Genomic DNA, 14,253 nt, shown 5'->3' on the forward strand with positions numbered 1-14,253 from the left:
TAAGGAGACCCCAAATGGGTATTTTCGATTTTCTGACCGGCGAGTTCATCGACGTCATCCACTGGGTCGACGACACCCGCGATACGATGGTCTGGCGGTTCGAACGCGAGGGCCATGCGATCAAATACGGCGCCAAACTGACCGTGCGCGAAGGCCAGGCGGCCGTTTTCGTGCATGAGGGGCAGCTGGCGGATGTTTTCACTCCCGGTCTCTATATGCTTGAGACCAACAATATGCCGATCCTGACGACACTGCAGCATTGGGACCATGGCTTTCAGTCTCCGTTCAAATCCGAGATTTATTTCGTCAACACGACTCGCTTCAATGACCTGAAATGGGGCACCAAGAACCCGATCATGCTGCGCGATCCGGAATTCGGACCGACCCGCATTCGCGCTTTCGGTACTTATACAACCCGGGTCAAAGACCCAGCAAAATTCATGATCGAAATCGTCGGCACCGATGGTGAGTTCACGATGGACGAGATCAGCTTTCAGGTGCGCAATATCATCGTTCAGGAATTCAGCCGGGTCATCGCAGGATCAGGCATTCCGGTTCTGGACATGGCCGCCAATACCGCCGATCTGGGCAAGTTGATCGCGGCAGAAGTGACCCCGGTCTTGGACGGGTACGGGCTGGAGATGCCTGAATTTTACATCGAGAACATCTCACTGCCACCCGCAGTTGAAGCGGCGCTGGACAAGCGGACATCGATGGGGCTGGCTGGTGATCTGGGTAAATTCACCCAGTATTCAGCCGCTGAGGCGATGACAGCCGCGGCCAACAATCCCGGTCAGGGCGGTGGCATGGGCGCTGGCCTTGGCATGGGAATGGGCATGGCCATGGCACAGCAGATGTCGAACATGGCAGCGGGTCAGCCGAGCGGTCCGTGGGGCGGTTCCGCCCCCGCTGCCCAGCAACCTGCGGCGCATACGGCGCCTCCGCCGCCACCGCCAGTGGAACATGTCTGGCATATCGCCGTTGACGGGCAAACCAGCGGGCCATTTTCCAAGGCCAAGATGGGCCGCATGGCGACAGACGGAGAGATCACACGAGACACCCATGTCTGGACCGCCGGTCAGGACGGCTGGAAAAAGGCGGGTGAGGTACAGGAACTGGCGCAGTTGTTCACGATCTTGCCGCCGCCCCCGCCCGGAGCCTGAAGTGACGGAAAGCTTAGGCAGCAACGTTTAACGCGTATCCGCAACCTCTCTGAAAGAGCAAACGAATGTCTACTTTGGACCGCTACTCAAAGCCCCAAATCGTATTGCACTGGCTGATCGCTGTGATCATCATCGGCGAATGGATCAGCAGCGATGGCATGGGACGGGCCCTGCACGCCCGGCTCGAGGGCAACACGGTCTGGACAGAAGGGGCCACCCCTCATGTCTGGCTTGGCTGCATCGTCTTTGCGCTGATCCTGGTCCGCATCCTTCTTCGGTGGCGACAGGGCGCGCCTGCCCCGGTTGAGGAGAGCTCGGCCCTGATGGCGACCGCAGCAAAGTTGGGACATCTCTTGCTTTATGCGCTGATGGTCGCGGTGCCAATCTTCGGCATGTTGGCCTGGTTCGGGGGTATCCATGTTGCTGGTGAGGTCCACGAAACCGTGGGCAATGCCCTGTTGTTCGTCGCATTAGGTCACGCTGCCTTTGCCATCTGGCATCATTTCATCAAACGGGACGGGGTGCTGAACCGGATGCGCCTGTCCTCTGGCCGATAACGCAAATTCGAGACTTCAATGGCCCCTACCGACCCTAACATTGTAGACGAACACCGCTTTCCCTGCGATCAATGCGGGGCGGATTATCGGTTCAATCCCGGTGACGGTACGCTCACCTGTGACCATTGCGGTCACTCAGAGGCAATTGGCGCCGGACCGTGGGGCGGTTCCAGCCTGAAAGAGCTGGATTTCAACAGTGCGCTTTCGGATCAGCTGCCTGACGATGAGATCGAGGAAACGCGTGTTCTGACCTGCCCCAACTGTGCGGCTCAAGTTGAATTTGACCCGGCCACGCACGCAGCCGAATGCCCCTTTTGCGCAACCCCAGTAGTGACGGATACCGGCATCAGCCGTCACATCAAACCCCGCGGCGTGCTGCCCTTTGCGCTGGATGAACGCACTGCGCATAAGGCGATGGGAGACTGGCTGGGACGGTTATGGTTCGCCCCAAACGGGTTGAAGGATTATGCCCGCAAAGGGCGCAAGATGCAGGGTATCTATGTTCCATACTGGACCTTCGATGCGGATACGAAATCCACATATCGGGGCGAGCGCGGCATAGTTTACTATGAAACACGCAGCGTCATGCGCGATGGCAAGCGTGTACAGCAAAGGGTCGCCAAGGTGAGATGGTCCCCGAAATCGGGCCGGGTCGCACGGTTCTTTGATGACGTTCTGGTTTTGGCATCCCAGTCTTTGCCCAAGAAGTACACCGACGCGCTGGAACCCTGGGATTTACCCGCGTTGGAACCGTATCAGCCTGAGTACCTCGCCGGTTTTCGGGCCGAGGCCTATACAGTCGAATTGAATGACGGCTACACCGAAGCCCGCACACATATGTCCCGCGTGATAGAACGGGATGTACGCTTTGATATTGGTGGCGATCGGCAGCGCGTTCATGCGGTTGAGACCGATGTGCGGGATGTGACCTTCAAGCATGTCCTCCTGCCGATCTGGATGGCCGCCTACAAATATCGGGGGCAGACGTACAGGTTTGTAGTAAACGGCCGCACCGGGCGCGTTCAGGGGGAACGTCCCTGGTCAGCGCTCAAGATCTCTGTCGCCGTGTGCCTTGGCCTTTTGGTAGCTGCCGGTGTTGGTTACATGGTGGCAACCGGTCAGCAATGACGTGACCGGCTAACCGCATCAGCACTTGAACATCCGCCAGTCTGACCTCATCCTGCGCCCTGTCAACGCCGATGGGGAGGCCTGTGTGACACTATCCGCTCTGAACAGTCTACTGGATCAACGGCATTCCTGCCGCGCCTTCCTGTCTGACCCGGTGCCAAAGGATCAGATTAATCAGATCCTGACCAGCGCAGCCCGCGTTCCAAGCTGGTGCAATGCGCAGCCCTGGAACGTGACCATCACCAGCGGGCCAGAGACCGATAAGTTTCGGAAGGCTCTGCAGGATGAGGTAACCGCGGACACGCCATCCCCGGACCTGCCCTTTCCTGCCTCCTATTCGGGCATCTACCAGGAACGCCGCCGTGAATGCGGCTGGGCCCTTTACGAAGCCGTTGGCGTTGAACGCGGAGATCGCGCCGGGTCCACCCGGCAGATGATGGAGAATTTCGCCCTTTTCGGAGCGCCCCATTGTGCAATCATATCCAGCCCAACGGAACTCGGCGCTTATGGCGCGATGGATTGTGGTGGCTTTGTTACGGCCTTCACCCTAGCGGCGCAGGCTCTGGGCATAGCGACAATTCCGCAGGCCGCAGTGGCCAGCTATGGCCCTTTTCTGCACCGATATTTCAACATCCCGGATGACCGTCTGATCCTATGTGCGATCTCTTTCGGCTATGCAGACAAAGACCACCCGGCCAACAGGTTTAGAACCAGTCGCGCCGCGCCCGACGCGTTTGTCGAGTGGGTCGACTGACCATCAAATGGAGGAACCAAATGCGTGCGCTGTTGCAGAGGGTCTCGCTGGCAAAAGTCTCGGTCGAGGGTACGGTGATCGGACAAACCGGTCCGGGCCTGCTGATACTGGTTTGCGCGATGCAGGGGGATGACGACCAAAAGGCCGAACAGCTTGCTGCCAAGGTCTCAAAGCTGCGGATATTCAAGGATGAGGCCGGCAAGATGAACAGGTCGGTTCTGGATACGGGCGGCTCGGCCCTAGTAATCAGCCAGTTCACACTTGCCGCTGATACCTCGCGCGGGAACCGCCCGGGGTTTTCTGAAGCGGCACCGCCAGAGGTTGGAAAACGCTTGTATGAGGTTTTCGCGCATCGGCTAAGTGGTCTTGGCGTCCCTGTCGAAACCGGTCAATTCGGGGCGGATATGGCCGTCGAACTGGTCAATGACGGCCCGGTCACGATCTGGGTCGAAAGCTGATGGAGCAAAGGCAAAAGGCAACCCGAATATGGCAGGCCGGGGTTGACGCGGTTGGTGGATATGCGGCGACGTTATCCGCCTTGAACGATGTAGAGCAACCCAACCAAATTCTGGCTGTCGGCAAAGCTGCGGCGGCGATGACCCGCGCAGCGCTGGACCATTTCGGCCCCCTCCCCGCGCTAGTTGTCACCAAGGATGGCCACGGGGACGCCCTGCCTGACCATGTCAGGGTGATCGAGGCCTCTCATCCCGTTCCTGATATCCGCAGTCTGCAAGCGGGCCGCGCACTGCGTGAGATGGTCCAGTCGATGGGATCATCTTCGCATTTGCTGCTGCTGGCTTCGGGCGGGGCCTCGTCTTTGGCTGAGGACCTTGTACCCGGCAAAACGCTGGCGAATCTGGAGCAGTTAAACCGAAAACTGCTGTCGGAAGGGTTGAATATCTCTGAAATGAACGCCGAACGGCGCAAACTGTCCCAAATCAAAGGGTCTGGCCTGTTGGCCCAGTTCAAAGGAGCGAAGGCGACTGTTCTGGCGATTTCCGATGTGCCCGGCGATGACCTGAACGTTATCGGATCGGGCATTGGCGCACTTCCTGAGCCGCGCGATTTTCAGGGAGTTGCGCACATCATTGCATCGAACAAGCATGCCCGTGCTGCCGCCGTCCGACAGGCCATGGCCGAGGGCGCACCCGTTCTAGCGAATGAGGAATGCCTGCACGATGACCTGAAAAGCATAGCAGCCCGTTTGGGGCCACGGCTGCGCGATATGCCCGAGGGCGTCATGGTTTTCGGTGGAGAGCCAACTGTCGTGCTGCCCAGAAATCCAGGCAAGGGTGGGCGCAATCAGGCCCTCGCTTTAGCGTTGGCCAGAGAAATCGCGGGTATTGCTGGGCTGACGCTGCTTGTCGGGGGCACCGACGGCACCGACGGGCCAACCCAGGCCGCGGGGGCGATTGTTGACGGGACCACCTGGGGCGATGGTGCGGAAAAGGCGCTGCGGGATGCTGACAGCAGCAGCTATCTGGAACGCGCAAATGCTCTTTTCGTCACCGGACCGACCGGAACCAACGTAATGGACCTTATTGTCGCAATCCGAGGCTGATTTGACGATTTTCACCTGCACCAAATCCCTTTTGGCCCCGAGACTGACCGAATGAATCCAGCCGACAATTCGCTACTCGACATCGAAGACCTGCCAGATGTCGGCATTCACATGCCGGATGGGTGCCGGCTTTCAGCCCGGATATGGAAGCCGTCGCATGCAGAAAGCCACCCTGTACCTGCCATTCTGGAGTTCCTGCCCTATCGCAAGCGCGACGGCACTGCGACACGAGACGCCCTGACCCATCCTTGGTTTGCCAAGCGCGGTTATGCCTGCATCCGCGTGGACATGCGCGGCAATGGTGACAGCGAAGGGCTGATGGAGGATGAGTATACCCAGCAGGAACTGGACGATGCAGTTGCAACTATCGAGTGGCTGGCGCAGCAACCGTGGTGCTCTGGTTCTGTAGGAATGATGGGGATCAGTTGGGGCGGTTTCAATGCTTTGCAGGTGGCGGCACTACAGCCAGAGGCGCTGAAGGCGATTATCACGCTGTGCTCGACCGCCGACCGGTATGCGGACGACATCCACTACAAGGGTGGCTGCCTGCTGAACGAAAATCTCGGCTGGGGCGCGACCATGTGGTCTTATTCATCGCGCGCTCCCGATCCGGCCCTGCGTCCGAACTGGCGCGAGCTGTGGCTGGACCGCCTTGAGAACGAGCCCTTTCTGCCCTCTGTCTGGTTGCGCCATCAGACTCGGGATGCCTATTGGCGTCACGGGTCAGTCTGCGAGGATTTCAGCGCTATCCGGGCGGCGACTTTGGCTGTTGGCGGCTGGGGCGATGCCTATAAGAATACGGTGCCTTTATTGGTTGAACAGCTTGATTCTCCGGTCAAGGGGATCGTCGGACCTTGGGTTCACAAGTATCCGCATTTTGCTGTTCCGGAGCCCCGAATCGGATTTCTGCAAGAAGCCCTGCGTTGGTGGGACCATTGGTTGAAAGGCCAGGATACTGGCGTCGACCAGGAACCCGACTATCGCGCCTATCTTATGGATGGGGTACGCCCCCAGCGCTGGTACAAGGAACGGCCCGGTTGCTGGATAACCGAGGATAAAGGCGCGACCTCGCATCTTCCTATTCAAACTCTGAATATCTCTAATGCTGGGCTGGACCAACCCGGACCGCTGGACATGTGCATCCGATCCCCCCAGACCTGCGGGATGGAAGGTGGAGAATACTGCGCCATCTGGTTGGGGCCGGATATGCCGGGCGATCAGCGTGTGGATGATGCATTTTCGGCCTGCTTCGACAGCGCCCCACTGGCCAATGATTTGAACATCGTGGGCGCGCCGCAAATATGCCTGCACATCAGTGCCGACCGTCCCCATGCCCAGATGGCCGTGCGCTTGAATCACGTCCATCCCGATGGGGCAACAACACGCATAACATACGGTGTCCTTAACCTGTGCCATCGCGATACCCATTCGCAACCGACCGAATTGGTCCCTGGCAAGGTTTACGAGGTCACGCTGGATCTGGACCATATCGCTTATCGGGTGCCAAAGGGACACCACTTGCGGATTGCGGTATCCAGCGCCTATTGGCCGCTGATCTGGCCTTCGCCCGAGTCTGCAGAACTGCATCTGACCGAAGGCCAAATCAAGCTGCCCATCCGTCACGCGGCTAGCGAGGCATATGTATTCCCTCCCCCGGATGCCGAGGCCGCACACGACATCACGACTGTCCGAGACAGCCGGAACTCTCGACAGGTCGAAACTGACATGAATTCGGGGGAAACTCATCTGATTATAGAAGATGACTTTGGCCTTGTTACAGACAACCACCACGGCCTGACACATGGCGGAACAGCCTTTGAACGTTGGTCGATTCGCCCTGATGATCCGTTATCTGCACGCGGATATTGCCATTGGACACAAGAGATAATCCGTGACGGCACAGAGCTGCGTACAGAAACATCTTGCGAAATGTGGTCAGACGCCGGAAACTTCTACCTCTGTGCTGAACTCAAGGCATTTGAAAACGGCAGTTTGGTATTTTCAAAGACTAAGGAGGATACCGTACCGCGTAATCATATGTGAAATTCAAGCAGGTCTGAGCCGGACTTTTTTCTTGCTCGACCAACCGAATTGCGCCTAACTTGACTGGCGCGTCAATAAAAAAACCCGTCAGGGGCTGACGAGATAAATCACTGGGAGATATCTGAATGAACGAACAAATCACTCACATGGCCAAGCAGGTTACAGCTGGCAAGCTGACCCGCCGCGAATTTATGGGGAAAGCTGCAGCACTTGGTGTGTCTGCTGCGATGGCCAGCACAATGTTTGCCGATGCTGCACGCGCGGCTGGCCCGAAAAAGGGCGGTGATCTGAAATTTGGCCTGCAGGGCGGGGAATCCACCAACTCGCTTGACCCGGCCACCTATGCCAGCTCGGTTCCGTTCCAGAACGGCAAGCAGTTCGGCGACCAACTGGTCGAGGTTGCGCCCGATGGATCGATCGAACCGCGCCTTGCAGAAAGCGTCGAAGGCAGCGCGGATGCCAGGGTCTGGACCTTCAAACTGCGTCAGGGCGTGGAATTCCACAACGGCAAGACCATGACCAGCGAAGACGTGCTGAAAACCATGGAGCGTCACTCGAACGAGGATTCCCAGTCCGGTGCTCTGGGCATCATGCGCGGCATCGAATCGATGAAGGCTGATGGCGACAATTTCCAGGTTACGCTGAATGAACCAAATGCCGACCTGCCCTATCTGATGGCGGACTATCATCTGATCATCCAGCCGGATGGCGGCATGGAAGATCCGGGCGCAGGGGTTGGCACCGGCCCTTACCAAGTGGAAGTCAACGAACCCGGCGTGCGCCACGTGTTCAAGAAATTCGCCAACCACTGGAGCGATTACGGCAATTTCGACAGCGTCGAAGTGGTTGTTATCAATGACGCAACCGCCCGGACCGCCGCGCTGCAATCCGGTCAGGTCCACGCGATCAACCGGGTTGAGCCCAAGATTGCTGATCTGCTGGGTCGCGCACCGAACCTGACTGTGCATTCAACCGCAGGCCGTGGCCACTATGTGTTTATCATGCATTGCGACACGGCACCGTTTGATAACAATGAACTGCGTTTGGCCCTGAAACACGCGATTAACCGTCAGGATCTGGTCGACAAAGTTCTGCGTGGCTATGGCTCGATTGGGAATGACATGCCGATCAACGCGGCCTACCCGCTGTTTGACGGTTCGATCCCGCAGCGTGAATTCAGCATCGAAAAAGCAGCTGAGCATTACAAGAAGTCGGGTCATGACGGCTCGCCAATCATTCTGCAGGTCGCTGATGGCGCCTTCCCTGGTGCAGTGGACGCGGCCGCCCTGTTCCAGCAGACCGCGGCTCAGGCTGGTATCCCGCTGGAAATCAAGCGTGAACCCAACGATGGTTACTGGTCCGAGGTTTGGAACGTACAGCCGTTCTGCGCCTCGTACTGGGGTGGCCGTCCGGTGCAGGACCAGATGTATTCGACCGCGTATCTGTCGACCGCAGACTGGAACGACACGCGGTTCAAGGTTCCGGCCTTTGACGAGATGCTGTTTGCAGCCCGCGCCGAGCTGGACAATGACAAGCGCAAGGACATCTACAAACAGATGGGCATGATGGTCCGCGACGAAGGCGGCGTAATCTGCCCGATGTTCAATGATTTCGTCGAAGGTGTCAGCAATCAGCTGGAAGGTTGGGAAAGCGACCCGACCCAAGAGATGATGAACGGCAACATGTCCCGCAAGATGTGGTTCTCCTGATAAGGACCACGGATCATGCATCCTATCATCAAATTGGTTTCCCAGCGCCTTGCGCTGGGACTCCTATTGCTGTTTGGCGCTTCGGCCCTGATTTTTGGCCTGACCGAAGCCCTGCCCGGAGACGCCGCGCAAGCCGTCCTGGGACAGTCCGCAACTCCTGAGGCTCTTGCTAACTTACGTGAGGAAATGGGGCTGAACCGCCCTGCCCTGACCCGATACGCCGAATGGCTGGGCGGGATCGTTCAAGGCGATCTGGGCCAATCGATGACCAACAAACTGGATATCGCTGAAAGCATCGGCAAGCGCCTGGGCAACACGCTGTTCCTGGCTTGTGCCGCCGCCGTCGTCTCCGTACCACTCGCTATCTTCCTTGGCTTGTTGGCCGTCCGCTATCGCAACCGTATGCCGGACAAATTGATCTCGGCTGTGACCTTGACCACGGTTTCGATCCCCGAATTCCTGATCGGCTACGTGATTATCTATTTCGTTTCCGTAAAACTGGGCTGGTTTTCCTCGCTTGCGATGATCAACGATTCGATGTCCTTCGGCGAAAAGCTCTATGCAATCGCCTTGCCGGCCTTTGTGCTGACGCTGGTGGTATTGGCACAGATGATGCGGATGACCCGCGCCGCAATCCTAAACCTGATGCAGTCGGCCTATATCGAAACGGCTGAGCTGAAAGGTTTGTCCAGTTTTCAGGTCATCGCGCGACATGCCTTCCCCAACGCGATTTCGCCCATTGTCAACGTTGTTATGCTGAACCTGGCCTATCTGGTCGTGGGCGTCGTCGTGGTCGAAGTGGTGTTCGTTTACCCTGGCATGGGGCAATATCTTGTGGACTCGGTGACCAAGCGTGACGTGCCTGTGGTTCTGGCCTGCGGCGTTGTCTTCGCTGCGGTCTATATCGGGCTGAACATGGTTGCCGATATCGTGTCCATCCTTGCCAATCCAAGACTGAGGCACCCGAAATGATGAAGAATCTTCCTATTTCGGCCATGATCGGTCTGTTTTTCACCGGGCTGTACTTTTTCGTGGCGCTCGCGGCACCCCTGATCGCTCCTTACGGCATGGCTGAGGTGGTCGGTGATGTCTGGGAACCGTCCAGTGCCAAACACCTGTTGGGTACGGACAATATCGGGCGCGATCTGCTAACTCGCATGATCTATGGCGGGCGCACGACCATCTTTATCGCTGCTGCTGCCACAATCCTCAGCTTTGCCACCGGCACCACGCTGGGCTTGCTGGCCGCTGTTCTTGGTGGCTGGGCCGATCAGGTCCTCAGCCGAGCGGTTGACCTGGTCATGTCGATCCCGACACTGATCCTGGCGCTGGTCATTCTGGCGATTGTCCCGGTGACTGTCCCGATCCTGATCCTGGTGATGGGCCTGCTGGATGCCACACGCCCCTATCGCCTGTCGCGATCAGTCGCTGTGGATATCAATGTGATGGACTATGTTGAGGCTGCCAAGCTGCGCGGTGAGGGTCGTATCTGGATCATCTTCCGGGAAATCCTGCCCAATGCTCTGTCGCCTCTGGTGGCCGAGTTCGGATTGCGGTTCATCTTTATGGTTCTGTTTATCTCGACCCTCTCGTTCCTGGGTCTGGGCGTCCAACCGCCGCTGGCGGATTGGGGTGGAATCGTGAAGGAAAACAAAGACGGTATCGTCTATGGCATCGGCGCGGCGCTATATCCGGCTGTTGCCATCGCGACCCTCGCCATCTCGGTCAACCTTGTTGCTGACTGGGTCCTGAACCGTACCACATCGCTGAAAGGAGGCCGGGGATGAGTGATACCCTTCTCAAGGTCCGCGACCTCAAAATCGGCGCGACCGTTTACCCGCCGGGAGAAAAACCCCATGATATCGAAATCGTGCACGGGGTCAGCTTTGACCTTGAACGCGGCAAGGTGCTGGGTTTGATCGGTGAATCCGGGGCCGGTAAATCCACCATTGGTCTGGCCTCAATGGCCTATGGCCGTGGTGGTGTTGAACTCACCGGCGGAGAAGTTTGGGTTAACGGGCGCGATATCCTGAAAACCCCGCATAGCGATATCCGTAATCTGCGCGGAGGCGAAGTAGCATATGTTTCGCAATCCGCCGCAGCATCGTTCAACCCAGCCAAGAAGATCATGGATCAGGTGATCGAAGCCGCGGTGGAGCACAAGAAGTTCTCGCGTAAAGAGGCCGAGGCCCGCGCGCGGGAACTGTTCGCCAAGCTGGGGCTTCCCGATCCGGACAATATTGGTGATCGCTATCCGCACCAAGTTTCGGGCGGTCAGCTACAGCGGTGTATGACAGCGCTGGCGCTTTGTCCTGAGCCTGATCTGGTGGTGTTCGACGAACCGACAACTGCGCTGGATGTAACCACCCAGATCGATGTTCTGATGGCCATTAAGGAAGCCATTCGTGATACCGGCGTTGCCGCGCTCTATATCACCCACGATCTGGCAGTCGTTGCGCAAGTCAGCGACGACATCATGGTTCTGCGCATGGGTAACACGGTCGAGTACGGCAATACCGATCAGATCATCAACAACCCGCAGGAAGAGTATACCAAGGCGCTGGTCTCGGTCCGCTCCATCGAACATGAAGAAAAGAAGCCGACATCCGAACCAGTGCTGACAGTAGACGGGATCACTGCGCGCTATAAGGGGCTAAATTTCGACGTCCTGCACAACGTCAATGTCGAGCTTCATCCGGGGCAGACGCTGGCAGTTGTGGGCGAATCCGGTTCTGGCAAGTCCACGCTGGCACGGGTGATCACCGGGCTGCTTCCGCCGCGCGATGGCGAGATCAATTTCGCCGGACGCAAGCTAAGTGGCGACCTGAAGGGCCGCAGCCGTGAAGACCTGCGTGAGTTGCAGATGATCTATCAGATGGCAGACGTGGCGATGAACCCGCGTCAGACCGTCGGCACGATCATCGGGCGCCCGCTGGAGTTCTACTTCAACATGCGCGGTGCCGAAAAACGCAAGCGGATCGTCGAACTGTTGGATGAGATCGAACTGGGCGAAAAGTACATGGATCGCTACCCGGCGGAACTGTCTGGCGGCCAGAAACAGCGTGTCTGTATTGCACGCTCACTGGCGGCCAAGCCCAAGATGATCATCTGTGACGAGGTGACATCGGCGCTCGATCCTCTGGTGGCGGATGGTATCCTCAAACTGCTGCTGGACCTGCAAAAGATCGAGGATGTGGCCTATCTGTTCATCACCCACGATCTGGCAACGGTGCGCGCTATCAGCGACAGTATTGCGGTGATGTATCAGGGCCGAGTCGTCCGCTACGGCCCCAAATCGCAGGTGCTGAGCCCACCGTTTGATGACTATACCGACCTACTGCTCAGCTCTGTCCCCGAAATGCATCTGGGCTGGCTGGAAGAGGTCGTCGCCCACCGCAAAATGGAAAGCGCCGGGAACTGACCCCGGCCCTTCCCGTAAGTTTATGAAATCCCGGCGCCATTCGATCAAGGTGTCGGGATTTTGCCATTCGGGGCGGGATCAGGCAGCCAGACCGCACCGAATCTTTTAGGGTCGGCTGAAGCAATCTGAAAAAGGGTCAGAGCATGGACCGCAAACTTCTCCTCATCATTCTGGACGGTGTTCCATGGCGCAATTTCCGTCGTTTGTTCGGCAATCTGGAAGGCTGGGTCGACACCGGCGAGGCGCGCGTTTGGAAGAAGCGCGCTGTGCTACCGTCAATCTCGGCAAGCTGCTATGCCTCGATCCATACCGGTGTAACACCGCAGGAGCATGGCTGTACCGGCAATGGCAACGTGTTCCGCCTGAGTCAGAAGGACATCTTCAGCCAAGTGCGCGAAGCCGGCGGCGTGACTGGGGCTGTGGCCCACAGCTTCTGGTCGCAATTCTTTAATCGCCATCCATTCGACTATGTCCGCGATGTTGAATATGACGAGCCCAACAGCAAAACGATCAATCATGGTCGGTTCCACACGATGACAGGCTATGGCAAAGCCAACCAGATGACGCCCTGTGACGTCGATCTGTTCGCAACGCTGACCAATCTCTGCCTACGCCATGGCTTGGACTATGGATTGCTGCATACCAGCACTTTGGACAGCATGGGTCATAGGTTCTTTCATGAATGTGAAGAGATGGACCATGCCTGTTTCGTGATGGACGAAATGCTGGCCCCGTTTATCCCGCGCTGGCGGCAGTTGGGTTACGACGTCATCGTCACCGCAGATCACGGCCAGGACGATCGTGGCCATCACGGTGGGCGTGGCGCATTGCAGCAGGAAACCGCGCTGTATTACTTCGGTGACGCCGAAGGCCCCGATGCGAATGCTGTGATCGACCAGCTACAGCTGGCGCCCACGATTCTGGACCGTTTGGGTGCCCCGATTGCCGAAACCATGAACGGTCAGCCCTTCTTGAAGTAGGGGATCAGTCGTAGGGCCAGATCTGCTGGCCCAACGCCTCTATCGCCACCGAGATCCTCTCGAAGCTGTCCGCCGCACGTTTGACCATGGTGCGCGCCCGCAGATAGCCGTGCACAAGGCCGGGTTCATTGATGCAATGAGCCTGCCCACCTGCAGCCCTGATCTGCTCGCAATAGATCGCACCATCATCACGTAAGGGATCACAATCTGCAGTTACCACCACGGTTGGGGGCAGCCCCGAGAAATCCGTGTCATGCAATGGAGCGAATGTCGGGTCGTTTTCCGGCACATCTCCACCACAGCGCACCTTCTCGTAAAAACTTACATCCTCCAGCGTCAGCAAAGGCGCATGGGCATGTTCCTTATAGGAACCACGGGACGAATCTCCGCCCAAGCCTGGATAGATGAGGACCTGACCAAGAAGATTGTCAAACTGCGTCCGTCCGTGCTGTGAAACTGCGGCGGCCAGATTTCCACCAGCGCTGTCGCCCGCCAGAACGAAAGGGTCCTGGAACTCTTGCACCGCCCAGTTGGTTGCCGCCCAACTATCGTGAAACTGGGCAGGATGAATATGTTCGGGGCTCAGGCGGTAATCCACGGCAATCACCCGATACCCAGTTTGTGCACAAAGTTCGGCACAGACATCGTCGTGACTGTCCAGTCCGCCGACGACAAACCCGCCTCCGTGGAAATAGATCACCGTCCGGCTTGGATTGCCTGCGGTGTAAATGCGAACAGGCACGCCAGCGGCGCGCCTGTCTTCTGTTTCAACACCCATTGGGCGAGGCTGGCGAAAATCCTTGCACATTACGTCATAGACGCCGCGCTGATCTTCGATCGACAATTCGACCGCGTCATCAGGATAGCTTTCAGCCGTTCGTCTTATGAACGCCCAGGTTTCTTCATCAATCAGACGTTCATAGTCCATAGCCCCTCC

13 protein-coding genes are annotated in these 14,253 nt (G+C 57.8%); 12 read left to right on the plus strand and 1 reads right to left on the minus strand.

Translation table 11 applies throughout. From position 1 onward, the window contains the following. Nucleotides 1-14 precede the first annotated feature (14 nt). The 12 genes from AC2FIZ_RS06950 to AC2FIZ_RS07005 all read left to right on the plus strand — a co-directional run bounded on the left by AC2FIZ_RS06950 (nucleotide 15) and on the right by AC2FIZ_RS07005 (nucleotide 13,316). Nucleotides 15-1,163 (plus strand): SPFH domain-containing protein, encoded by a 1,149-nt coding sequence (locus AC2FIZ_RS06950; protein ID WP_281994943.1) that lies wholly within the window; start codon nucleotides 15-17, stop codon nucleotides 1,161-1,163. 65 nt (nucleotides 1,164-1,228) lie between these two features. Further along, a complete protein-coding gene (locus tag AC2FIZ_RS06955) occupies nucleotides 1,229-1,720 on the plus strand; it encodes a cytochrome b (protein ID WP_281994944.1) in 492 nt (163 codons plus the stop codon). Between the two features lie 18 nt (nucleotides 1,721-1,738). Further along, nucleotides 1,739-2,848 (plus strand): TFIIB-type zinc finger domain-containing protein, encoded by a 1,110-nt coding sequence (locus AC2FIZ_RS06960; protein WP_281972708.1) that lies wholly within the window; start codon nucleotides 1,739-1,741, stop codon nucleotides 2,846-2,848. 85 nt (nucleotides 2,849-2,933) lie between these two features. Next, nucleotides 2,934-3,602 (plus strand): nitroreductase, encoded by a 669-nt coding sequence (locus tag AC2FIZ_RS06965; RefSeq protein ID WP_271949366.1) that lies wholly within the window; start codon nucleotides 2,934-2,936, stop codon nucleotides 3,600-3,602. A 20-nt stretch (nucleotides 3,603-3,622) separates the two neighbouring features. Further along, entirely contained in the window at nucleotides 3,623-4,060 is a 438-nt protein-coding gene (gene dtd, locus AC2FIZ_RS06970) for a D-aminoacyl-tRNA deacylase (RefSeq protein ID WP_271949362.1), read from the plus strand. After that, entirely contained in the window at nucleotides 4,060-5,163 is a 1,104-nt protein-coding gene (locus AC2FIZ_RS06975; RefSeq protein ID WP_281994946.1) for a glycerate kinase type-2 family protein, read from the plus strand. Before dtd ends, AC2FIZ_RS06975 begins: the two co-directional genes overlap by 1 nt. A gap of 51 nt (nucleotides 5,164-5,214) precedes the next feature. Continuing rightward, nucleotides 5,215-7,206: a CocE/NonD family hydrolase gene (locus AC2FIZ_RS06980; RefSeq protein WP_496790805.1), complete on the plus strand. Its 1,992-nt coding sequence runs from the start codon at nucleotides 5,215-5,217 to the stop codon at nucleotides 7,204-7,206. Nucleotides 7,207-7,331: 125 nt separating this feature from the next. Then, complete coding sequence (locus AC2FIZ_RS06985) at nucleotides 7,332-8,915, plus strand: ABC transporter substrate-binding protein (RefSeq protein WP_142636703.1); 1,584 nt, start codon at nucleotides 7,332-7,334, stop codon at nucleotides 8,913-8,915. 15 nt (nucleotides 8,916-8,930) lie between these two features. Next, nucleotides 8,931-9,887: an ABC transporter permease gene (locus tag AC2FIZ_RS06990; RefSeq protein WP_142636701.1), complete on the plus strand. Its 957-nt coding sequence runs from the start codon at nucleotides 8,931-8,933 to the stop codon at nucleotides 9,885-9,887. Next, nucleotides 9,887-10,702, plus strand: a complete 816-nt coding sequence (locus AC2FIZ_RS06995) for an ABC transporter permease (RefSeq protein ID WP_142636698.1) — start codon at nucleotides 9,887-9,889, stop codon at nucleotides 10,700-10,702. Before AC2FIZ_RS06990 ends, AC2FIZ_RS06995 begins: the two co-directional genes overlap by 1 nt. Then, nucleotides 10,699-12,336, plus strand: coding sequence for an ABC transporter ATP-binding protein (locus tag AC2FIZ_RS07000; RefSeq protein WP_142636696.1), 1,638 nt, complete (start codon nucleotides 10,699-10,701; stop codon nucleotides 12,334-12,336). The genes AC2FIZ_RS06995 and AC2FIZ_RS07000 overlap by 4 nt, the downstream gene beginning before the upstream one ends. Nucleotides 12,337-12,479: 143 nt before the next feature. Further along, entirely contained in the window at nucleotides 12,480-13,316 is an 837-nt protein-coding gene (locus AC2FIZ_RS07005; protein WP_496790806.1) for an alkaline phosphatase family protein, read from the plus strand. A gap of 4 nt (nucleotides 13,317-13,320) precedes the next feature. Here the strand turns inward: AC2FIZ_RS07005 and AC2FIZ_RS07010 are convergent, their stop codons facing one another. Continuing rightward, nucleotides 13,321-14,244 carry an alpha/beta hydrolase gene (locus AC2FIZ_RS07010; protein WP_282027562.1) on the minus strand — a complete coding sequence of 308 codons (924 nt, stop codon included), beginning with the start codon at nucleotides 14,242-14,244 and terminating at the stop codon, nucleotides 13,321-13,323. Nucleotides 14,245-14,253: the final 9 nt, after the last annotated feature.

Source organism: Ruegeria sp. CDSB022, from assembly GCF_059611145.1.